The sequence below is a fragment of the Chromobacterium sp. Ag138 genome, assembly GCF_055181315.1.
The window spans coordinates 1804171-1826211 of record NZ_JBUPWA010000001.1; the positions used below are offsets into that span (position 1 = coordinate 1804171).

Annotated in this window: 20 protein-coding genes, 1 rRNA gene and 1 other annotated feature; of the genes, 15 read left to right on the top strand and 6 right to left on the bottom strand. The window is 66.0% G+C overall.

Features of this window, described 5'->3' with window-relative positions; translation table 11 throughout:
- Positions 1-224 precede the first annotated feature (224 nt).
- Positions 225-4781, top strand: a complete 4557-nt coding sequence (locus tag ACY3GB_RS08135) for a response regulator (RefSeq protein ID WP_463088306.1) — start codon at positions 225-227, stop codon at positions 4779-4781.
- The gene (locus ACY3GB_RS08140; protein WP_463088307.1) at positions 4778-5713 is read left to right on the top strand and encodes a diguanylate cyclase domain-containing protein; all 936 of its coding nucleotides are present in this window, start codon (positions 4778-4780) and stop codon (positions 5711-5713) included. Before ACY3GB_RS08135 ends, ACY3GB_RS08140 begins: the two co-directional genes overlap by 4 nt.
- Before the next feature lie 61 nt (positions 5714-5774).
- Here the strand turns inward: ACY3GB_RS08140 and ACY3GB_RS08145 are convergent, their stop codons facing one another.
- Positions 5775-6941, bottom strand: a complete 1167-nt coding sequence (locus ACY3GB_RS08145; RefSeq protein WP_463088308.1) for a SpoIIE family protein phosphatase — start codon at positions 6939-6941, stop codon at positions 5775-5777.
- 232 nt (positions 6942-7173) lie between these two features.
- Complete coding sequence (locus tag ACY3GB_RS08150) at positions 7174-8268, bottom strand: M35 family metalloendopeptidase (RefSeq protein ID WP_463088309.1); 1095 nt, start codon at positions 8266-8268, stop codon at positions 7174-7176.
- Between the two features lie 94 nt (positions 8269-8362).
- Here ACY3GB_RS08150 and ACY3GB_RS08155 point away from each other — a divergent pair, with 94 nt between their 5' ends.
- From ACY3GB_RS08155 to ACY3GB_RS08205, 11 genes are all read left to right on the top strand, one after another.
- Positions 8363-8554: a hypothetical protein gene (locus ACY3GB_RS08155; RefSeq protein WP_463088310.1), complete on the top strand. Its 192-nt coding sequence runs from the start codon at positions 8363-8365 to the stop codon at positions 8552-8554.
- Positions 8538-9242 carry a 7-cyano-7-deazaguanine synthase QueC gene (gene queC / locus ACY3GB_RS08160; protein WP_463088311.1) on the top strand — a complete coding sequence of 235 codons (705 nt, stop codon included), beginning with the start codon at positions 8538-8540 and terminating at the stop codon, positions 9240-9242. The genes ACY3GB_RS08155 and queC overlap by 17 nt, the downstream gene beginning before the upstream one ends.
- A gap of 1 nt (position 9243) precedes the next feature.
- Complete coding sequence (locus tag ACY3GB_RS08165) at positions 9244-10263, top strand: 6-pyruvoyl trahydropterin synthase family protein (RefSeq protein WP_463088312.1); 1020 nt, start codon at positions 9244-9246, stop codon at positions 10261-10263.
- Between the two features lie 28 nt (positions 10264-10291).
- Positions 10292-10927 (top strand): 7-carboxy-7-deazaguanine synthase, encoded by a 636-nt coding sequence (queE, locus tag ACY3GB_RS08170; protein ID WP_463088313.1) that lies wholly within the window; start codon positions 10292-10294, stop codon positions 10925-10927.
- A 387-nt stretch (positions 10928-11314) separates the two neighbouring features.
- Positions 11315-11566 carry a BufA1 family periplasmic bufferin-type metallophore gene (locus ACY3GB_RS08175; RefSeq protein ID WP_046157207.1) on the top strand — a complete coding sequence of 84 codons (252 nt, stop codon included), beginning with the start codon at positions 11315-11317 and terminating at the stop codon, positions 11564-11566.
- Between the two features lie 92 nt (positions 11567-11658).
- Positions 11659-11910: a BufA1 family periplasmic bufferin-type metallophore gene (locus tag ACY3GB_RS08180; RefSeq protein WP_046157208.1), complete on the top strand. Its 252-nt coding sequence runs from the start codon at positions 11659-11661 to the stop codon at positions 11908-11910.
- 56 nt (positions 11911-11966) lie between these two features.
- Positions 11967-12797, top strand: a complete 831-nt coding sequence (gene bufB / locus ACY3GB_RS08185; protein WP_463088314.1) for an MNIO family bufferin maturase — start codon at positions 11967-11969, stop codon at positions 12795-12797.
- Positions 12784-13548 (top strand): HvfC/BufC family peptide modification chaperone, encoded by a 765-nt coding sequence (locus tag ACY3GB_RS08190; RefSeq protein WP_463088315.1) that lies wholly within the window; start codon positions 12784-12786, stop codon positions 13546-13548. Before bufB ends, ACY3GB_RS08190 begins: the two co-directional genes overlap by 14 nt.
- On the top strand, positions 13545-14018 hold the full coding sequence (locus ACY3GB_RS08195; protein WP_463088316.1) for a DoxX family protein: 474 nt from the start codon (positions 13545-13547) through the stop codon (positions 14016-14018). The genes ACY3GB_RS08190 and ACY3GB_RS08195 overlap by 4 nt, the downstream gene beginning before the upstream one ends.
- A 78-nt stretch (positions 14019-14096) precedes the next feature.
- On the top strand, positions 14097-14945 hold the full coding sequence (gene serB, locus ACY3GB_RS08200; RefSeq protein WP_463088317.1) for a phosphoserine phosphatase SerB: 849 nt from the start codon (positions 14097-14099) through the stop codon (positions 14943-14945).
- A gap of 6 nt (positions 14946-14951) precedes the next feature.
- Complete coding sequence (locus tag ACY3GB_RS08205; protein WP_463088318.1) at positions 14952-15479, top strand: hypothetical protein; 528 nt, start codon at positions 14952-14954, stop codon at positions 15477-15479.
- Positions 15480-15494: 15 nt separating this feature from the next.
- On the opposite strand, the gene moaA is transcribed toward ACY3GB_RS08205, so the two are convergent.
- Positions 15495-16469 carry a GTP 3',8-cyclase MoaA gene (gene moaA / locus ACY3GB_RS08210; protein WP_463088319.1) on the bottom strand — a complete coding sequence of 325 codons (975 nt, stop codon included), beginning with the start codon at positions 16467-16469 and terminating at the stop codon, positions 15495-15497.
- A gap of 477 nt (positions 16470-16946) precedes the next feature.
- Between moaA and ACY3GB_RS08215 the strand changes: the two genes are divergently transcribed.
- Entirely contained in the window at positions 16947-18845 is a 1899-nt protein-coding gene (locus ACY3GB_RS08215; protein ID WP_463088320.1) for a S53 family peptidase, read from the top strand.
- Between the two features lie 69 nt (positions 18846-18914).
- Here ACY3GB_RS08215 and ACY3GB_RS08220 read toward each other — a convergent pair whose 3' ends face one another.
- Entirely contained in the window at positions 18915-19655 is a 741-nt protein-coding gene (locus ACY3GB_RS08220; RefSeq protein ID WP_463088321.1) for an acetoacetate decarboxylase, read from the bottom strand.
- Between the two features lie 220 nt (positions 19656-19875).
- On the opposite strand from ACY3GB_RS08220, the gene ACY3GB_RS08225 reads away from it, so the two are divergent.
- On the top strand, positions 19876-20169 hold the full coding sequence (locus ACY3GB_RS08225; RefSeq protein WP_463088322.1) for a hypothetical protein: 294 nt from the start codon (positions 19876-19878) through the stop codon (positions 20167-20169).
- Between the two features lie 3 nt (positions 20170-20172).
- On the opposite strand, the gene ACY3GB_RS08230 is transcribed toward ACY3GB_RS08225, so the two are convergent.
- Positions 20173-21225 carry an oxidoreductase gene (locus ACY3GB_RS08230; RefSeq protein WP_463088323.1) on the bottom strand — a complete coding sequence of 351 codons (1053 nt, stop codon included), beginning with the start codon at positions 21223-21225 and terminating at the stop codon, positions 20173-20175.
- Positions 21226-21440: 215 nt separating this feature from the next.
- Positions 21441-21555, bottom strand: a 5S ribosomal RNA gene (gene rrf / locus ACY3GB_RS08235).
- A 136-nt stretch (positions 21556-21691) separates the two neighbouring features.
- Positions 21692-21957, bottom strand: a sequence feature (23S ribosomal RNA rRNA prediction is too short).
- Positions 21958-22041: the final 84 nt, after the last annotated feature.

Below are 22041 nucleotides of genomic sequence, written 5' to 3' on the forward strand. Positions count from 1 at the left end.
TTTGTCCCCCGGCAGGGGACGCGCCAACGCGCCCCGGGCGTTTCATCGAATGTCTTCCGCCGCCGGCGGGACGCTCCGCCCATTGCCCGCTCCGCCAGGCCGCCGCGCGCGGCAATCGGCCGGCCTCGCGCCTTCGCATGAAATGCAATTCAAATGCGCGCCGGCTCTTCCTATAATCGAAAACGGTATCGCCGATCCGCCCTCCTTACTTGCAGGAGCTGCCCGTGCCTCGGATTCCGCGTCTGTCCGGCTGGCTGAAACAGGAATTGCGGCTGATCGTCGCCTTCCTGTGCATGGTGGCGGCCGTCGCCGCGGTGGTGGCGTTCCAGGCCGGCCTGCACCAGCGCCAGCAGTTGCTGAGCGCTTATCAAATCCGCCTGGGCTACGTCACCCATACCCGCAACGACATCCTGCGGCAGCAGTTCGACCAGCTGCGCCGCGACACGCTGTTCCTCAGCAGAGTCCCCCCGGTGTCCGGCATCGTCCGCGCCGCGTCCAAGCAGGGCCAGGACAGCCGGGATAACACCCGCGATCAGGACTGGAAGCGGCAGCTCGGCACGATATTCGCCTCCTTCCTCGACGCCAATCCCGACCTGACCGCCATCCGCTTCATCGGCGTGGCGGACAACGGCCGCGAACTGGTGCGGGCCGAGCGCGGCCCCGGCGGCCAGGCGGAGATCGTGTCCTCGCTGCCGCTGCGCTCGCATGGGGGCAGCGACTACATGCAGGCCGCGGCCAAACTGACGCAGGGACAAGTCTATTTTTCCGACATCACGGCGGGCAAACGCCACTCCCCGCCTCCGCTTCCCGACGCCGCGCAGCTCCCGACGCTGCGTGTGGCCACCCCGATCTTCAACGAACAGGGACGCATGTTCGGCATCGTGATCCTCAATTACAATGCCAGCCGGCTGCTGCAATCGCTGCTGAAAAGCATCCCGGTGGAGCTGCGCATCTACCTGACCAACCGCGACGGCGACTATCTGCTGCAGCCCGATGCCCAGCACACCTTCGGCTTCGAGCATGGCCATCGCTGGCGCTGGCAGGACGACTTCCAGCCGATTCCCGCCGGCATCGACCAGCCGGATGGCCTGCAAGCCTATGCCTCGCCCCACGGCACCGCTTACGCCCGCTGGCTGGACATTCCCTTCGATCCCGCCGCCCCCCAGCACTATTGCCGCATCTACGCCGTGCTGCCGGACCAAGCCGTCGCCGCGCTGGCCCAGACCGCCCGCCTTTCCGCGCTGGGCAGCGCGCTGGGCGTCTTTCTGCTGATCGCCATGGTGCTGGGGGTCTACCGGCGCAAATACCGGCAAGCCAGCGCCCGCCAGGCCGAGCTGGCCGCCATCGTGGAAAGCTCGCACGACGCCATCATCGGCTGCTCCGCCGAAGGCCGCATCGCCAGCTGGAACCTGGGCGCGGAGAAAATGCTGGGCTACCCGGCGCGGGAAACGCTGGGCAAACCGCTGGAAAACTTCATCCAGCTGCCCTCGGCGGACAGCGGCGCGCCAACCTTCCTGAGCGTCAAGCCGCGGGAACTGGCGCCGCTGGAACTGATCTGTTTCCTCCAAGACCGGGAAGGCCGGCGGCTGGATGCCGCCGTCACCGTCTCGCCGGTGCTGACCGCCGGCCGGCAGGGCGGCATCGCCCTGATCATCCGCGACATCACCGAGCAGGTGGCGAACGAGCGGCGCATCCTCGAGATGAATGCCAGCCTGGAACAGCAAGTGGAACAGCGCACCGCGCAGATCCGGGTATTCTCCGCGCTGCAAAACGCCATCCTCGCCAATGCCGGCTACGCCATCATCGCCACCGACCAGGATGGCGTGATCACCCTGTTCAATCCGGCCGCCGAGCGCATGCTGGGCTACGCCGCCGCCGACATGATAGGGCGCGAATCGCTGACCCGTTTCCATGATCCGCGCGAGCTGGCAGAGCGCGCGCGTCTGATCGGCGAGCGCCTGGGCCAGGAGATCGAGCCCGGACTCGACGCCATCATCGCTCCGTCCCGCCTGGGCCCGGACGAAAGCCAATGGACCTACGTCCGCCGCAACGGCGGCACCCTGCCGGTGTTGCTGACCGTATCGGCGCTGGAAAACGACGCCGGCCTCGTCACCGGCTATCTGGTCATCGCCGCGGACATCACCCAGCGCGAGCAGGACCGCCGCCAGCTGGAGCTGGCGCGCGACCAGCTGGTCAAGGCGGCGGAGGTCGCCGAACTCGGCATCTGGAACTGGACGCTGGACAGCGACATGCTGGAATGGAACGACCGCATGTTCGAGATCTACGACCTGCCCCGATCGTTCCGCGACTTCGGCCTCTACTACAACCACTGGCGCGGCCGGGTCCATCCCGACGACGTCGAACAGGCCGAACACCAGCTGCAAAGCGCGCTGGAAGGCTCCGACGTCTACAACGCCGACTTCCGCATCCTGCGGCAGGACGGCGAAACCCGCCACCTGCAGGCCGCGGCCCGCATCGAATACGGCTCCGGCGGCAAGGCGCTCCGGGTGACCGGCATCAACCGCGACGTCACGCTGGAACGCGAGCGCGAAGCGTGGCTGAGCCAGGCCAAAGCCGCGGCGGACAGCGCCAACCGCTCCAAGTCGGAGTTCCTGGCCAATATGAGCCACGAAATCCGCACGCCGATGAACGCCATCCTCGGCATGCTGCAGCTGATCCAGCAGACCGGCCTGAATCCGCGCCAGGCCGACTACGCCGACAAGGCCGCCTCCGCCGCCCGCACCTTGTTGGGCATACTCAACGATATCCTGGACTTCTCCCGGGTGGAGGTCGGCAAGCTGACGCTGGCCCCCCATCCGTTCAGCGTCGACAAACTGTTGCGCGACGTCGGCGTGATCATGTCCGCCAATGTCGGCGACAAGGACGTGGAGGTGCTGTTCGACATCGACCCCGAGCTGCCCGACTGGATCTCCGCCGACGCGCTGCGGCTGCAGCAAATCCTGATCAATCTGTCCGGCAACGCGATCAAGTTCACCGAACGCGGCGAAGTGGTGATGGCCGCGCGGCTGCTTGGCCGCAAACAGAACAAGCTGCGCATCGCCTTCTCGGTGCGCGACACCGGCATCGGCATCGCGCCCGAGCATCTGCAACGCATCTTCGAAGGTTTTTCCCAGGCGGAGGCGTCCACCGCCCGCCGTTACGGCGGTTCCGGCCTTGGCCTGGCCATCAGCCAGAGGCTGGTGACGCTGATGGGCGGCCAACTGAGCGTGGAAAGCGTGGCAGGCAAAGGCAGCCTGTTCCGCTTCGAGATCGATTGCGAAACGGCCGATGCGCCGAAACCGGCGGTCGACGTCGTCTCGCTGCGCGATCTCAGCTGCCTGGTGATAGACGACAACGACAACGCCCGCCAAACCCAGAGCGGCCTGCTGCGCGCGTTTGGCTGGCAAGTGGATGTCGCCGCCAGCGGCGAGGAGGCGCTGGCCCTGATGGAGCAGCCGAGATCGAGCGACTACGACGTCATCCTGGTCGACTGGCGCATGCCGGGGCTGGACGGCTGGGAAACCTGCAGACGGCTGCGACAGCTGGAAAGCCGCGCGCGCGCCTCGGTGATCGTGCTGGTCACCGCTTACGGCCGCGAGCTGCTGGAGCAGCGGCGGAGCCAGTCTCCCGACATGTTCGACAGCCTGCTGGTCAAGCCCATCACCGCCTCCATGCTGTTCGACGCTATCGCCGACGCCCGCGCGGGCAATGGCCGCCGCGAAAGCCTCCCGCCTCCGGACGCGCCCGGGCCAATGCGGCTGAGCGGGTTGCGCCTGCTGCTGGTGGAGGACAATCTGACCAACCAGCAAGTCGCCCGCGAGCTGCTGGGCAGCGAAGGCGCCGAAATCGACGTGGCCGACTGCGGCATGGCGGCGCTGGACGCGGTGCGCAACGCCCCCGCGCCTTACAATCTGGTGTTGATGGACATCCAGATGCCGGACATGGACGGCTATGCCGTCACCCGGCTTCTGCGGCAGGACTTCCCGCCCGAGTCGCTGCCCATCGTCGCCATGACCGCCAACGTGATGCCGGCGGATCGCGAAGCCGCGCTGGAGGCCGGCATGAACGACCATGTCGGCAAACCCTTCGACCTGGCGCAACTGGTCGGGGTCATCCTGCACCATGCCCGCGGCCAGGCCGCGCCGGAAAGCCGCCCGCCGGTCGCCTCCGTCGCCGTCGCCGGCCGGCCGCTCAACAGCGAAGCCGCCATCGTTCGCTTCGGCGGCAATCTGGAAATCTACCGCCACACCCTGCTCAGCTTCTGCGAGGAAAGCCGCGCGCTGCGGGATGGCTTGCAGCAGGCGCGCGGCTCCCGGCAGCGCGAGCAAGGCATACAGTTTCTGCATACACTGAAAGGACTGGCGGCCACCATCGGCGCGGAAACCCTGGCGGCGACAGCCGCCCTGGAAGAAAAAGCGCTGCGGTCCGCCGAACAGGACTGGCCCGCCGACTACGCCGATCTGGAACGGGAAGCCGCGCAAGCCGAACAGGCCGCCAGGCGATTGGCGGAAGAGCTGGAAAACTCGACACGCCTCAACGCGCCGCAGGATGCCGGGCAGGATCCTGGCCTCGAGCTGGCCGAAGGCCTCGCCCAACTGACCCAGCTGCTGCGCGAAGCCAATGTCGAGGCGATACAGCTGTTCGCCTCGCTCCGGCAGCGACACGGCCGCGCCCGCCCCGGCGAGTTCGACCGGCTGAACGAGGCGATCATGCAGATGAACTTCACGGCTGCCGTCCGCCTGTGCGAGGACATGCGGCAGCAGAAAGCGCCACAGCCATGAACCAAGACATTCCAGGCCTTGCCCGGCCTGCAGCCGGCCGGCGCGGCCGGATACTGGTCGTCGACGACCAGCCGGCCAATATCGTGGTCGCGCATCAGATACTGCGCGAACGGCACGATGTCTTCATGGCCACCAACGGCGAGCAGGCGCTGGAATTCTGCCGGGCCACCCCGCCGGACATGCTGCTGCTGGACGTGGAAATGCCCGGCCTCAAAGGCATGGACGTATGCCGGCGCCTGAAACAGGATCCGGCCACCCACGATATTCCCGTCATCTTCGTCACCGGGCTGCAAAACCCGCAACAGGAGCTGGAATGCTGGGAGGCCGGCGCCGCCGATTTCGTCAGCAAGCCCGTCACCCCCATCACCCTGCTCAACCGCGTCAACGCCCACCTGACGCTGAAATTCCAGGCCGACCAGCTGCGCGTGCTGGCCTATCACGACGGCTTGACCGGCATCGCCAACCGCAGGAATTTCGACGAGCGCCTCGACAAGGCCTGGCGCCACTGCCAGCGCGCGCGCAGCACGCTGGCGCTGATCCTGTCCGACGTCGACCTGTTCAAGAAGTACAACGACAGCTGCGGCCACCACGCCGGCGACGAATGCCTGCGCCAGGTGGCGGCGGCGATCCAGGATCAGATGCGCCGCCCCTACGACCTGGCCGCGCGTTACGGCGGAGAAGAGTTTGTCTGCCTGCTGCCGGAAACCACCCTGGCCGGCGCGGTGACGGTGGCCATCAAGATAGACGCGGCGGTGCGGGCCCTGCACATCCAGCATCCGGCCTCGAGCGTCGACGTCTGCGTCACGCTGAGCCAGGGAGTGGCCGTGATCGAGCCGGATGCGGGGGAGGACGGCGAACGGCTGCTCCGCCTGGCGGACGACCAGCTGTACCTGGCCAAACGGACCGGCCGCGGACGCGTCTGCGCGGTTTAGCGCCCCTGACCCAGGCGCTGGGCAACGCTTGATCGGCGGCGGTTGGACTTGGGCGCGCGCGTCAACGGGAGGACGGCCCGCCATCCGGGTGGCGGATCACCAGCAGGGAAACGTCATCGCTGGCCGCGCCGCCCTGCCTGTGGGCCTTGACGGCCTCCAGCACCGTCTCCCCGATCCGGTCCGGCCAGCCGCGGCGGACCGCCGCCTCGACGCCGGTCAAGCCGAACATCGCGCCCTGGCCGTCCTTGGCCTCGGTGATGCCGTCCGAGCTGACCACCAGCGTCTGGGACGGCTGCCAGGCCAACGTCTGCATGCCGTCATCGAAGGCGTCGGCCGGCAGCACGCCAAGCGGAGGATGCTCGGACTTGCAGCGCGCCTCGACCTCTCCTCGCGCGTTGAACAGCAGCACGCAGGGCACGCCGCCGTTCCAGACGCGCGCCTGGCGGCCCGCGGAGTCGATCGCGATCAACGCGGCCGCGACGAAGCGGCCGCTCGGCAGCAATTTGTGCAGCTTCTGGTTGATGCCCCGGACGATGGCCGGCATCTCGCACCCAGCCTCCGTCATTTCGTGGAAGCAATCGATCGCCGGCAAGGCGCTGATGGCGGCCGTCAGGCCATGGCCGGTGCAGTCGGCCAGCATGATGTGTTCGCCGCCGCCCGGCGGCTGGCAAATGATGATCAGGTCGCCGTTGAAGCCTGCGGCGGGGCTCAGGTACTGCCAGACATGGTCCGGCCGGGAAGTGCGCAGGCGGATCAGCCGCTCCATCAGTTCCAGCGCCAGTTGCTGCTCGAACTCGTTTTCCTGGTAATACTTCTCCAGCCGGATCGCATCCTGGTTGATCTGGTTCTGCATCTCGGCAATGCGCAGGAAGACGTGGATCTTGGCGGTCAACAGATCGAAACTGACGGGCTTGGCCAGATAATCGTCGCCGCCGGCCTTCAGGCCGGAGACCACGCTTTCCAGCTCGTTCAGACTGGTCAGAAATATGATGGGCACCCAGTGTTCGCCGAACAGCTTGCGCAGCTCGGTCGTGGCCTGCAAGCCGTCCATCTCCGGCATGACGACGTCCATCAGCACCAGATCCGGCACCTGGTTCCGGCAGTACGCCACCGCCTCCACGCCGTTCTTGGCCGACACGCAAAGATAGCCGAGCTTCTGGATGAACTGTTCGATGAAGTAGCGGTTAGTGGCGCTATCCTCTACCAGCAAGATGGTCGTCGACGGCATCGCATCCCCAGGGCATTGCAGGTGGTCATGCACACGGTAGCCCGGCCTTTGGCCGGCCATGACGAAGGCGGCTCCCACGCCCCGTTTACCGGGCCATTCCATAATAAGCCCCGTTCCGACCGTATTCCACCCCATTAGCCGGGCATGCGAATCATGACGAAAAGATGCACGGCGGCCATGAAAAACCCGCCGGCCGAAGCGGGCGGGTCCGGATTTGCCCTGCCGAACCAGCTCAAGGCTGGTTCGGCGTGTTTTCCGCGAAGTATTCGTGGTTGTCCGCGTTGTTCAGCGCCTGGGCCGGATTGGTCTTCGCCAGGTTCTTGGCACCGGCCTGGCCGTAGACGTGATCGTCGGTGCCCGCCACCACGGTGAAATGGGACAGCTCATGCACCAGCGTGCCGCCCTTGGAGTCGGTGCCCTTGGTCGGCGCGGTCCAGAAGGCGCCGCACAGATAGATGGTGTAGGGCTGCGACGGATAGACATAGGCATAGGTGCCGCCATCGGTGCAGCTGCAATCCAGCTTGATCGGCTTGGTGTCCAGCGCGTCCTTGATGTTCACGTAATGCGATTTGGCGGTGCTCCAGTTGGCTTGGCTGTATTTGCCGAACCAAGTGGTGTAGCGCTGGGTGCCGGACGGCGTGCCGTTCAGATAAGCGTTGGTCTCGTCGGCCATCGCGCTGGCGGCGGTGACGCCGTCCCTGGACTGGTTCTGCTGGGTGACCGAGCAGTTGCCGGCGTAGGTCACGCCGCTGACCGCGGTGCGGGCCAGCGCCTGCCACTCCAGCTTGGCCGCCTGCGAACGCTGCAGCAGCGGGCTGGCCTTGCCGCCGCTGTAGCCGCTGACCGCATTGGAAACGATCGCCTCGTCCTGCGGCTGCGCCGTGCCCGACGACTTGGCGCTGACGCCGGCCGGCAGGCTGCGGTTCAATACTTTGCCGCTGTTGCTCTCGAAGCGCACATTCAGCTGGCCGCCCTTGGACAGGTCGTAATAATCGGATACCCGCACCTTGGCATTCAGCGTCGCGCCGGGCGCCAGCGAAACCGTGTCGCGCAACGACGGCACCACCCGCTTGTAACGCGGGCCCAGGTATTCCGCCTGCTTGCCGTTCACGCTCACCGCCAGAAACTGTTCCTGCAGCTCCTTGCCCGGCAAGTACCAACGGTAAACATGCAAGGTCTCCTTGCCGGTGTTGCGGTAGGTGACGGTGACGTCCACGTCCTGGGCCGCGCTGACTGCCGGCTGGCCCAGGCTGACTTGCAGGTCGCCGGCGAATGCGGATGAGGCGAGCAGCAGGGCTGCTGCCGCAACGGGTAATCTCTTGTCCATTGTTTTCCCTTTATTGTCAGGATGCTTTGTACATCACGAAAAGTTATAAAGTGCACAGTCATCATGCACAGATCATTAATTGCATGAACATGTCATGACCGCAATCAAAAAAATTCACCTCGTTGCGCATATTCCACATGTCATATTTCAGCAACAAACCATCCGCCTCCCCCGCCAGGTCTATAGTGGGTTAAAATCAGCGGTTTGCGCGGCGGGTGAGACCGATCCCGGCGCGCCGTCACAAACCCTCGACTGTTTTTCGACGGAATATGAACCAAGCATCTGATGAAAAAGCCCTGGTGGTGCTCTCGGGCGGCCAGGACTCGACCACCTGTCTCTACTGGGCGCTGCGCCGCTTCGGCGCCGGCAATGTAGAGGCCGTCACCTTCGATTACGGCCAACGCCACCGCGTGGAGCTGGATTGCGCGCGCAAGATCGCCGCGCTTGCCGGCGTGCGCCAGACCGTGCTGCCCATCGACACCTTCGCCGCCATCGGCGGCAACGCGCTGACCGATGCCGGCATCGCCCCCGAAGCAGGCGTCCGCGACGATGACGCGCTGCCCAATACTTTCGTCCCGGGGCGCAATCTGGTCTTCCTCACCTTTGCCGCCGCCTTCGCCTATACCCGCGGCGCCCGCCATCTGGTGACCGGCGTCGCCCAGACCGACTACTCCGGCTATCCCGATTGCCGCGAGAACACGCTGAAGGCGCTGGAAGTGGCGCTGCGGCTGGGCATGGACAGCCGCGTGGAGCTGCACGCGCCGCTGATGTACCTGTCCAAGGCCGAAACTGTGACCCTGGCGCAACAGGTGGGCGCGCTGGAAGCCCTGGCCTGGAGTCACACCTGTTACAACGGCGAGGTGCCGCCCTGCGGCCATTGCGCGTCGTGCGAACTGCGCGCCAAAGGCTTCGCCGAGGCCGGCATGCCGGATCCGCTGGTGGAACGCTGCCAGGCCGAAGCGCAAGGACACTGAAATGCACGCCCGTTACCTGATAGCCGGCGCCGGCTTCGAAGCGGCGCGGCGGCTGCCGGCCGACCGCGGCCAAGCCGCGCGGCCTCACGGCCACAGTTTCCGCCTGAGCGTGCGCTGCGATGCCCAGAACACCAGCCAGGACGCGCTGCAGGCCGCGGTCAGGGCCGCCGTGGCGCCGCTGGACTACACCGATCTGAACGCCGCGCTCGCCGCCAGCGACGATCTCTCGCTGGCGCGCCACATCGCCGACGCCCTGCCCCACGCCGCCGCCATCCAGCTGCGCGGCGCGCCGGACCGCGGCGTGATGCTGGACGACGGGCGCGCGCTCAGCTGGATCACCTCATCCTTCGAAGCCGCCCATTACCTGCCCCACGTGCCGCCGGGCCATAAATGCGGGCGGCTGCATGGCCACGGCTTCGGCGTGCGCGTCGTCGCCGATGCCGCCTTGAGCGGCCAGCATGACCTGGCGCGCGCCTGGGCGATGCTCCACGGCCGGCTCAACCATCGCTATCTGAACGATATTCCCGGACTGGAAAACCCGACCAGCGAGGTGCTGGCCCAATGGCTGCACCAGCAACTGCGCGACGCCGTGCCAGGCCTCGCCTGGGTGGAGGTGCGCGAGACCCACAGCGCCGGCAGCCAGTTCGACGGCAAGACTTTCCGCATCTGGAAGGAGCAGCGCTTCGAAAGCGCGATGCCATTCGACGCCGACGGCAATTACACCGGCCACAGCTATCTGGTCCGGCTGATGCTGTCCGGCGGCATCGACCGCGCCATGGGCTGGCTGCTGGACTTCGGCGACGTCAAGGACCGCTTCAAGCCCATTTACCGCCAGCTCGACCACAACCCGCTGGACAAGCTGGCCGGCCTGCGCCGCGCCGACAACGCCGCGGTGGCGGAGTGGATCCACGCCCAGCTGGCGCCGCTGGTGCCGGAGCTGTCGCGGATAGACCTGATGGAAAGCGACGACGCCGGCGTGTCGCTGCATTTCCGCCAGGACATGCGCTGGCCCTTGCTATGACCGCCGCCATCGATTGCGAGACAATGTCGTGACTACCTATACCGTCAAGGAAATCTTCTACACGCTGCAGGGCGAAGGCCGCCAGGCCGGCCGCGCGGCGGTGTTCTGCCGCTTCGCCGGCTGCAATCTGTGGTCGGGCCGCGAGGAGGACCGCGCCAAAGCCGTCTGCCAATTCTGCGACACCGACTTCGTCGGCGCCGGCCCGGATGGCGGCAAGTTCGACGGCGCGGCGGCGCTGGCCGCCCGCATCGCCGCCGAATGGCCGCAAGACGCCGGCGGCGCGCCCTATGTGGTCTGCACCGGCGGCGAGCCGCTGCTGCAGCTGGACGCGGAGCTGGTGGACGCCCTGCACGCCGAGGGCTTCGAAATCGCCGTGGAAACCAACGGCACCGTCGCCGCGCCCGCCGGGCTGGACTGGATCTGCGTCAGCCCCAAAGCGGGTTCGGAGCTGAAGCAGCGCGCCGGCGACGAACTGAAGCTGGTCTACCCGCAGGCGACCCAAATGCCGGAAACCGTCGCCCATCTGGATTTCGGCACCTTCTATCTGCAGCCGATGGACGGCCCCGACCTGGCCGCCAACACCCGCGCCGCCATCGCCTACTGCATGGCGCATCCGCAATGGCGGCTGTCGGTGCAGACCCACAAGGTGGTGCATATCCGCTGAGCGGCCCCCATCCAGCTTCGCATGCCGTTAGCCAACGGCATGCGCCCGATGCCCGGCATGCCCGGGCATCTTGGCTTCCCCCTCTCTCCTGCGCTGAAACTTTTGGCGCCGGCAACATTGGCCTGCCGCTGTTCCGCTCACCGGCCATTCCGCGCCGTCGCGCTATGCCATCCGGGAAACTCGCACTATAACGACGAAAACATCCACGCCGCTTGGAAGACGACGGCCCTGCGGCGCGACAATCCTGGCCCGCGAATTTTTTTTGAACATTCGCGTAAGAAACGAAAAGGCGCCCCGACTCAATGGTTGTGCGGAGATGCCCATACGCCATCAGGACCCAGGCATCCGTCGCCATCGACAACAATCGCACTACCCAGGAGAGAAACCATGAACAGCAACAAGACTCTGATCGCCTCCGCGCTCGGCGCGGTGATCGCCCTCGGCGTGCTGGCCAGCGCCCCCGCCGCCGCCGCGGACAAGGACCAATGCTTCGGCGTCGCCAAAGCGGGCCAGAACGATTGTAAGACCGATGCCCACGCCTGCGCCGGACAGTCCAAGATGGACAACGACCCGGCCGACTTCAAGCTGGTGCCCGCCGGCACTTGCCAGAAGATGGGCGGTCAAACCAAGCCGATGTGATTTATCCGGCTGGCAACTCCAGCCGCTTTGATTACCATACCCCGGCCGGACGGCAGCAGCCGTCCGGCGCATACCCAAGCAAGGAGTCACACATGAAGCAGAACAAAGCACTGATCGCATCCGCCCTGGGCGCCGTCATCGCCATGGGCGCGCTGAGCGCCGCCCCGGCCGCCGCCGCGGAAAAGGAAAAATGCTACGGCATCGCCCAGGCAGGCAAGAACGACTGCGCGTCCGGCACCCACTCCTGCGCCGGCCAGGCCAAGGTGGACAAGGACCCCGCCGACTGGAAATACGTGGCCAAGGGCAGCTGCGAGAAAATGGGCGGCAAGCCCGGCACCAAGTAATCCCCTTCCCCATGCGGCCCGCCCAGCGGCGGGCCGCCTTTTCCCGGAACCCCAGCATGTCCCTCACCACTCTTCCCGGCGTTTGCGGCATCGGCCTGCGCGCGCCGCACTACCGCGAAGCCCTGGCGCGCCAACCCGAGCTGGGCTGGGTGGAAGTGCACAGCGAGAATTTCTTCGACGGCGGCACCCCGCTGGCCATGCTGCGCCGCGTGGCCGAGTGCTGGCCGCTGTCGCTGCACGGCGTCGGTCTGGGCCTGGGCTCGGCCGCGCGCCCTGACCGCGGCCACCTGGCGTCGCTGAAGCGTCTGGTGGACGAAACCTGTCCCGCTTCGGTGTCCGAGCACCTGTCGTTCAACCACTCGCCGCACCGCTACGTCAATGATCTGTTGCCGATACCGTACACCCGCGCGGCGCTGGACGCGGTGGCCGGCCACGTGTCCGAGACCCAGGACGCGCTGGGCCGCCCCATCCTGCTGGAAAACCTGTCGAGCTATGTCGAGTTCCCCGGCAACGAGATGAACGAAGGCGAATTCCTGGCCGAACTGGTACGCATCACCGGCTGCGGCATCCTGCTGGACGTCAACAATCTCTACGTCAACCGCGTCAACCTGGGCACCGACGTCGACGCCGTGCTGGCCGCCCTGCCCCTGGACGCGATCGGCGAGATCCACCTGGCCGGCTACAGCGAGCGCGAGGGCATGCTGGTGGACACCCACAGCCAGGCGGTGCACGACGAGGTATGGCGGTTCTACCGCGAAGTGATCCGCCGCATCGGCCCGCGTCCGGCGCTGATCGAGTGGGACCTCGACATCCCGCCGCTGGCCACGCTGCAAGCCGAAGCCGCCAAGGCGCAAGCGATACTGGAGGGCCGCGATGGACTGGCATGACTGGCAACACGCGCTGCTGGAGGCGATAGCCGATCCGGCGCAGGCATCCGCCGCCGCGCTGGATCTGAATCCCGCCGGGCTGGCGGTCTACCGCAACAACTACCGCATCGGCCTGATCGACGCGCTGGCCCACAGCCACCCGGTCTGCCGGGAGCTGGTGGGCGAAGACTTCTTCACCGCGCTGGCGCGCGAATACGTGAAGAGCCACGCGTCGGACAACGGCAATCTGCACCGCTACGGCGCCGGCTTCGCCGACTTCATCGCCGGCTTCGAGCACTGCCGCGACCTGCCCTACCTCGCCGACGTCGCGCGGCTGGAGTGGGCGGTCCACCGCAGCTATTACGCGGCCGACGCGCATCCTCTGGGCACCTCCGCGCTGGCGGCCGTCGCGCCGGAGCAATGGGACGCGCTGGTCTTCGCGCCGCTGCCCGATGTCGCGCTGTGCCGGGCCGGCAGCCCGGCGCTCAGCATCTGGCGCGCCCACCGCGAGCAGGGCCCGCTGGAAGGCCTGCTCGCGCTGCCGCCGGAAAACGCGCTGATCTACCGCGAGCGCGGCGAAGTGAAAGCCCAGGCGCTGGACGACGCCCGCCACGCCTTCTACGCCGCGCTGTTCAGCGCGGCCCCGCTGGCCGAAGCCATTGAAGCGGCCCAGGCGTTCGACGCCGATTTTGACCTGCAGCCGGCGCTGCTGGGCTTGTTCCAGCCGCCGTTGCTGATCTCCATGCACATCCGACAAGGTGAAACCGAATGAATGCCCTCGCCAAACCGGCGGTCTCCGCCTACCAGCTGCTGATCCGCAGCGCCGACCGACTGCAGCCGCTGGTCCTGCTGCTGCTCAGGCTCTGGCTGCTGGATGTCTTCTTCCGCTCCGGGCTGACCAAGATAGACGACTGGGACATCACGCTGGCGCTGTTCTCCGACGAATACCACGTGCCGCTGCTGCCGCCCGCGGTGGCCGCGGTGATGGCCACCTGCGGCGAGCTGGGCCTGTCCGCGCTGCTGGCGCTGGGCCTGGGCGGACGCTTCGCCGCCGCCGGCCTGTTCATCCTCAACGCGGTGGCGGTAATCAGCTACCCAGCCTTGAACGATGTCACGCGCCAGTTCCACTACTTCTGGGGCGCCCAACTGCTGGTGCTGCTGTCCTTCGGCCCCGGGCTGCTGTCGCTGGACACGCTGCTCAAGCGCTGGTGCGCGGGCCGCTACCCCGCCAGCCTCAGCTGAGCGGGAACCGCGCGCGGGGCGGCGGCGGGCGCAAGACGTGGCATAATGAAAGCAATCGTCTTGACGCCCGATCGCACAATGAGCACTCAGAAAACCCTGGTCGTACTCGCCCCGCAGCCGGACCCGCGGCATCTCTCCGACATCGCCCGCCTAGCCGAAGCCCCGCAGCTGGACCATCCCCACATCGACGTGGTGCGGATGCGCGGCGCCAATCCGGACCAAAGCCCCTCGGTCCTGGAACGCTGCCGCGCCCACGGCTACGACGCCGCCTATATCGACAACGGCCAGGCCTTCGCCGATTTCCGCCTGCTGGTTTCCGACATGGACTCCACGCTGATCAACATCGAGTGCATAGACGAGATCGCCGACATCAAGGGCATCAAGCCCCAGGTGGCGGAAATCACCGAGCGCGCGATGCGCGGCGAGCTGGACTTCTCGTCCGCCCTGCGGGAACGGGTGGCGCTGCTGGAGGGCTTGCCGGAGGCGGCGTTGCGCCAGGTGTATGAGGAGAGGCTGAAACTGAATCCCGGCGCCGAACAGCTGCTGGCCGCCTGCCGTCGCCTCGGCATCAAGACGCTGCTGGTTTCCGGCGGCTTCACCTACTTCACCGACCGGCTCAAGGCCGATTACGGCCTGGACCACGCCTACGCCAACCAGCTGGAAATCGTCGACGGCAAACTCACCGGCCGGGTGCAGGGCGACATCGTCGACGCCGAGGCGAAAAAGCGGCTGCTGATCGCCACCCGCGACGCGCTGGGCCTGCGGCCCGAGCAGGTGATCGCGGTCGGCGACGGCGCCAACGACCTGCCCATGCTGCGCGAGGCCGGAACCGGCGTCGCCTACCATGCCAAGCCCCGCGTCAGCGCCGAAGCCGACATCGCCATCGAGCATGGCGGCCTGGACGCCATCCTGCGGCTATTTCACTGAGCGACGATGATGGCCGACAAGCAAACGACCGAGCTGCTCGAGCTGGACACCGTCAGCTTCGACGCCGATCTGCCCTTTCTGGCTCAGCCGCTGGAGGGGGACTACCCGCCCCGGCTGCAGCGCGAAACCCGGCTGGCGCTGCGGGTGCTGGCCGCGCCCGGCGAAACGCCGGACGACACCAATCCGGTGCTGATGCGGTTGGAGGCAAAGCTGGACCTGGCGCTGGAAGTCTCGTTGCTGGAACGCCACCCGGACCGGCCGTCCTGCACGCCGTGCCGCCTGGGGCTGAACGCGGTGGCCTGGCTGGACACCCAGCCGTGGGCGCCGGGCCAGCCGCTGCTGCTGTCGCTGTATCCCAACCCGGACTCTGCGCTCAGCCTGTGCCTGCACGGCCGGGTGCTGGAGTCCCGTCCGCACGGCGGCGCGCTTCGCCTGCTGAGCGCGGACATCCACGGCAGCTTCGATCTGGACACGCATTTGATGTGGGAGAAATGGGTGTTCCGGCGCCACCGCCGGGCGATACTGGAGCGTTGAAGCCCGCCGCAGCGCTCAGCCGCCGGTCATCGACATGAAGCGGACCAGCTTTTGCGGCTGCTCGCGGAACTCATGCCGCTCCGGCTTCAGCTCTATCGCCTCGCGCAGCGCCGCCTCCAGGCCGGCGTCGTCGATGCCGGCGCGCAGCAGCGGGCGCAGCTCCATTTTCTCCTCCTGCCCCAGGCACATGTACAGCGTGCCGTCCACCGACAGCCGCACCCGGTTGCAGGTGGCGCAGAAATGCTGCGAGATCGGAGTGATCATCCCCAGCGAGAAGCTGCCGTCGCGGCTGCTCCAATAGCGGGCGGGCCCTCCGCCCAGGCTCTTGGCCTGCTCGACCAGATCGAACTGCTGGCACAGGCGGCGCATCACCGGCTGCAAGTCCAGATAGTGCGCGGAACGGCCGGTGTCGCCCATCGGCATCGCCTCGATCAGGCGCAGGATGAAACCGTGCTCGATGCAGAAAGCGGTCATCGCTTCGATGTCCTGCTCATTGACGCCTTGCATCGCCACCATATTGATCTTGATCGGCGCGAAGCCCGCCTCCTTGGCCGCCATCAGGCCTTCCAGCACCTTGGGCAGGCTGTCGCTGCCGGTGATCTCCGCCACGCAGTCGCGCCGCAGCGAGTCCAGGCTCAGGTTGATGCGCCGCACGCCCGCGGCATGGAGCGCCGCGGCATGACGGCTCAATTGGGTGCCATTGGTGGTCAGCGACAGGTCTTCCAGGCCGGGCAAGGCCGACAGCCGCGCGGCCAGCTGCGGGAGATCGCGCCGCAGCAGCGGCTCGCCGCCGGTCAAGCGCACGCGGCGGGTGCCCAGCCGGGCGAACACCGCCACCACCCGCTCGATCTCATCGAAGGTCAGCCAGTTGTCCGGCTCCTCGAAATGCTTGAAGCCCTTGGGCAGGCAATAATTGCAGCGCAAGTCGCAGCGGTCGGTGACGGACAGCCGCAGGTACTCGATGGCCCGGCCAAAACGATCAATCAGCATGCATCCTCCGCAGCGCTACCTGTGTGTCTCATTTAGTCGGCACTACACGGACAATCTGACATCGTCTCGCCACCGCCGCCGGCCGCGGAACAGGATCGTCGGCGGCCATTTTTACATTGTACTTCACCAGGCGCGGACAAGCTGATCGATAGCCACCAAAATCAAAGCGCGCATCGCCGGCGTCAGCAGGCATCGGCCCTGTCGCCCCGCCGCCCGCGGCTGTCCCTTCCCGCTATCGCCAATTCAGTTGCAAACGCTAGCTATTGCAGGCGCGCTCCCCTCGGCTCCCGCATGACAAATCGGTGGAATGGCCACACAGAGCGTTACAAAAACGCTCAACTCGTCACAGAATCCGCTCCCTATACTGGCCACTCCAATTATTCCGATTGGATATCCGGAAACCCCATCCGGACCGGAGCCGCACCACAGAAACGCGGCCCGGCATCTACACAAGGAGCAAGCAATATGGCGTTCAAAATGAAAATGCTGGCAGCCGCCCTGGCCGCCGTCGCCGCCTCCGGCGCGATGGCCGCCGCCCCGCAAGATCTGGGCAAGGTGGAACAGGCAGCCCCGGCGCAGAAACTGACCGTGACCATCGCGCTGAGCCTGCGCGACCGTGATGCCGCCGCCCGCTATCTGCAGGAAGTGCATACGCCTTCCAGCCCGAATTACCACCAGTTCCTGACCCCGTCCGAATTCCGCGCCCGCTACGCGCCGTCCGAAGCCAGCGTGGCCAAAGTCAGCGCCCGCCTGCAAGCCGCCGGCCTGAGCGTCAAGCGCGTCGGCAGCACCCTGCTGCAAGTCAGCGGACCGGCCGCCACCGTGCAAAAGGCCTTCGGCGCCGAGGTGCACATGTTCCAGAACAAGGCAGTGGTCCAGGGCGCCGCCGCCCGCTACACCGCCCCGGTGCGCGCCTCGACGCCCGGCGTCGACCTGAGCGACGTGCAGGCCGTGATCGGCCTGGACAGCCGCCCGCACTTCCGCCCGCACCTGCGCCAGCTGCCCAACCACCTGCAGGCGTCGATGGACAAAAGCGCCAGCGCCGTGACCACCGGCAATGCGCCGGGCAAATGGACCGTCACCGACCTGGCGCGCCACTACAACATCACGCCGCTCTACAACAAGGGCATCCACGGCAAGGGCGCCACCATCGGCATCGTCACCCTGGCCAGCTTCACGCCGTCCGACGCCTTCCAGTACTGGAGCTCGATCGGCCTGACCACCGATCCGAACCGCCTCACCGTGGTCGACATCGACGGCGGCCCCGGCGCGCCGAGCGACGATGGCGGCTCCAGCGAAACCACGCTGGACGTCGAACAGTCCGGCGGCATCGCTCCGGACGCCAAGATCATCGTCTACCAGGCGCCCAACACCACCCAGGGCTTCGTCGACGCCTTCGCCAAGGCGATCGAATCCAATGCCGCCGACACGCTGTCAGTCAGCTGGGGCGAGTGGGAATGGTTCGACCAGCAGGCCCAAGCGGTCAATCCGGTGGGCGGCAAGAGCGCCAACGTGCTGCAAACCTACCACGACCTGTTCCTGCAGGCCGCGCTGCAAGGCCAGACCATGTTCGCCGCCTCCGGCGACTCCGGCGCCTACGACGTGAACCGCGCCGCGCCGCTGCCGCAGTACAACAAGGTGCTGTCGGTGGATAGCCCAGCCAACCAGCAGTTCATCACCGCCGCCGGCGCCACCACCGTGCCGACCACGCTGACCTTCCATCCCAACGGCAAGGAAATGAAGGTCAAGATTCCGACCGAGCGCGCCTGGGGCTGGGACTATCTGGGCGGCTTGTGCAAGGCGCTGGGCAAAGATCCGGTGGCTTGCGGCATCTTCCCGGTCGGCGACGGCGGCGGCGTCAGCAGCTTCATCGCCCGCCCGTTCTACCAGAACTGGCTGCCCGGCATGCAGAACAGCCCGGCCGGCCAGCAGTTGGTGGACAGCAGCCAGAATCCGCCGCAGGTCATCGCCACCCTGCCCGCCAACTTCAAGGGCCGCAACGTGCCGGACATCTCGATGAACGGCGACCCGGAAACCGGCTACGTGGTGTACTACACCTCCAGCAAAACCGGCTTCTCGATCCAGACCAACAACGGCGGCACCAGCTTCGTCGCGCCGCAGCTGGCCGGCATCACCGCGCTGCTGAACCAGTCGCTGGGCGGACGTATCGGCCTGCTGAACTTCTCGCTGTACGGCCTGGTGGCCACCGGCCATGCCTACCACGGCTCTGGCCGCCATGGCGCGCCGCTGCGCGACATCACCGCCGGCAACAACTGGGGCTACAACGCCCATCGCGGCTACGACCAGGCCACCGGCGTCGGCGCGCCGGACGTCGCCAACCTGGACGCGGCGCTGCAACGCTACTTCTGGTTCTGAAGCGCTCCGCGTGGATGAAAAACGGCCCCCAACGGGGCCGTTTTTTTGACGTCGGCGGACGAAACGCCGTCACTGCTGCAGATAATCGAATACCACCGTACCCAGATCCAGCGTCAAATCGCAAATGAAATGCCGCGCCGACAAGACCTCCAGCACCGGCAGCGCCGAAACCGGCGCCAGTGCGTGCGGGTGCAGCTCCAGCGAGCCGGGCGAGCTCCACGCGCCCTTGATCGCGACATTGGTGGTGTGATACCGCACCAGTTCGCAGATCCGCGGCGTGCCGTCCACGTGCGGAATGATCTTCAACAGGAAATTGGGCTCGGCCAGGCCGGCCTGCAGCGAGGACGGATCCAGCGTCTCGTGCTTGTAGCCCATGGTGCCGGTGGCGACGCGCACCGGACCGAAATCCAGACTGCCCACCAAGGTGTCCTGATACACCTCCAGCCTGGGCTTGCCGGCCTTCTTCGGAAAGCCCCACAGCTCGCGCCCTCCCGCCAGCGGCGGCTGGTCGTCCAGAAACATCGCCAGGGTATAGCTGCCGCGTTCGCCGCGGAACGTCACGGGGATCACCTGCCCGCTTTCCGAATAATCTCCGAAGCCGGTGGAGTCCGGCATGCGGATGAATTCATAACGAACCACCGGTTCCGCCATCTGCAGCGGCTCCGGCAGAATCGCCTCGATCGCCGCCGGGTCGGTGCGATAGGTGATGATCATGTACTCGCGGTTGACGAAACGATAGGGTCCCGGCGGAAACGCCGGACTGGTCAGAGGCATGGCGAACGCGCGCTGCCGGACTTCCTGCTGCTTCATGGCGAACTCCTTTTAAGAAGGATTCATGCAAACCATCCGCAATATGTCGCAAATACCGCACTGCAACATAAACCACTGCCAGTAAGGCCAGTCAATGCCTCCCATCCGATCGGAAGCCGTTCCGTGCAAGACGAGATTGACGCGTCGCCGCCTCTGCTACCATCATTGCATACGCGTTTTCACCTCATGACATCGCCTCACCCCAGGCAAGGACCTGTTTATGAATGCAGCCAAGAAAATCCGCCGCTTCATCGAGGAAGGACACGATCCGCAGCAAATGCAGGTATTGAAAGAGCTGGCGGCGGCGCTGGAGATGGGCCGCTCCTACGACCTCAGCCAGCTTTACGACATAGACATGCGCTATTTCGATGTCGCGATCGACCTGCTCAAAGACTGGCGCTTCGACCACCACATCAGCTCGCGGAGCAAATTGCTGGAGCAGCTGCTGACGGAAATCGCGCCGGAACAGAAAGCCGCCGAAGAGGCCGCCGCCGGCAAGAAAAAGAAGGGCTGAGGCTCAGGCAGCCGGCTCTCGCAGATTGTCCGGTACCGGCTGCCAGCATTGCAGCATCGCGCTGCGCTTGCCCAGCTCCAGCAAAGCCATCACGCGCCAAGCCTCCTCTGCCGGCACCGGGTTCGGCCCGCCGTGCAGGATGGCGTCGCGCACCTCCGCGTAGTAGAGGAGGTAATCGCCCGCCGGCCCGCAAAACACAGTCTCCTCTTCTCCGCTTACCAGCCGGCCCGGATTCGTGTCCACGCCCCAGCCCTCCCCGCCCGGACGCGCGCCGGCCTTCAGCGCATCTTCCTGCGGATCCAGCCCGTATTTGCTGAAACTGCCCAAGGTGCCATGAAGGATGAAACGCGGTGCCGCATCGGCGACCAGCGCGCTGCCATGCAAGATCACCCGCTTGTCCGGATAGCGCAGCATCGCGTGGAACCAGTCGTCGCTGGCGGCTCCGTCGCGCAACGCGGCCATTTCCAGGCTCATTGCCTGCGGCGAACCAAACAGTTGCAAGGCCTGATCGAGCAAATGCGGCCCCAGGTCGAACCACAGCCCGGCTCCCGGCCCGGACGACTCGCGCCAGCGCTGGCGCACCTGCGGACGGTAACGATCGAAATGCGACTCGAAATGGACGAGACGCCCCAAGGCGCCCTCATCCAACAGCTGGCGCACCGCCAGGAAGTCCGCATCCCAGCGGCGATTATGAAACACCGACAACAACCGGCCTGCCCGCTCAGCTTCTTCCATCAGCAATCTGGCCTGCGCGGCATCCAAAGTGAAAGGTTTGTCGACCACCACGTGCTTGCCGGCTCTCAACGCAGCCAGGGCCAAAGGGAAATGGCTGTCGTTCGGCGTGGCGATCACCGCCAGATCAATGTCGTCCTCCGCGAGCAAGGCATCGGCGTCAGGCAAGACCCGCGCCTGCGGCCAAGCCCGCAGAACCTGCTCCGGCCTGCTGGACGCCACCGCGATCAGCTCCACGCCTTCAGTTGCAGCCAATAAGGGGGCGTGGAAGGTCGCGCCGGCATAGCCGTAGCCCAACAATCCCGCTCTCAGTCGTCTTGTCATCTTGAATCCTCCGGAGCCCACATGATACGTCGCGGCTGCCGAATGCCAAACCCCGTCAACGGCAGGGTCGGACCCAAGAATGAATGACGATCGGTACGGGAAGCTTTCTGGAAACGCCGCAGCCCCGCCGGGGGTCGGTCGGGACTGAGGGGCGCATTTCGCGCGCGCAATGCAAAAACCCCAGCTCGTCTGAGCTGGGGTTCTGCGTATGGGGCGTCTGGCGGTGTCCTACTTTCACATGGCGAATGCCACACTATCATCGGCGCTAAGGCGTTTCACGGTCCTGTTCGGGATGGGAAGGCGTGGGACCACCTCGCTAAGGCCACCAGACATAAACTGGCACAAACTTGAAGAAGCCTGGGCTGGTATTCAACCAGCCCGCATATATTCGGTATTTGATGTACGTCGCACATCCACTCTCGTCACTTAGCCTCGCTAAGCCACTCAAATGATAGGATCAAGCCTCACGAGCAATTAGTATCGGTTAGCTTCACGCCTCACAGCGCTTCCACACCCGACCTATCAACGTCCTGGTCTCGAACGACTCTTCAGGGAGGTCAAGCCTCCAGGGAAGTCTCATCTTCAGGCAAGTTTCCCGCTTAGATGCTTTCAGCGGTTATCTCTTCCGAACTTAGCTACCCGGCTATGCCACTGGCGTGACAACCGGTACACCAGAGGTTCGTCCACTCCGGTCCTCTCGTACTAGGAGCAGCCCCCGTCAAACTTCCAACGCCCACTGCAGATAGGGACCAAACTGTCTCACGACGTTTTGAACCCAGCTCACGTACCACTTTAAATGGCGAACAGCCATACCCT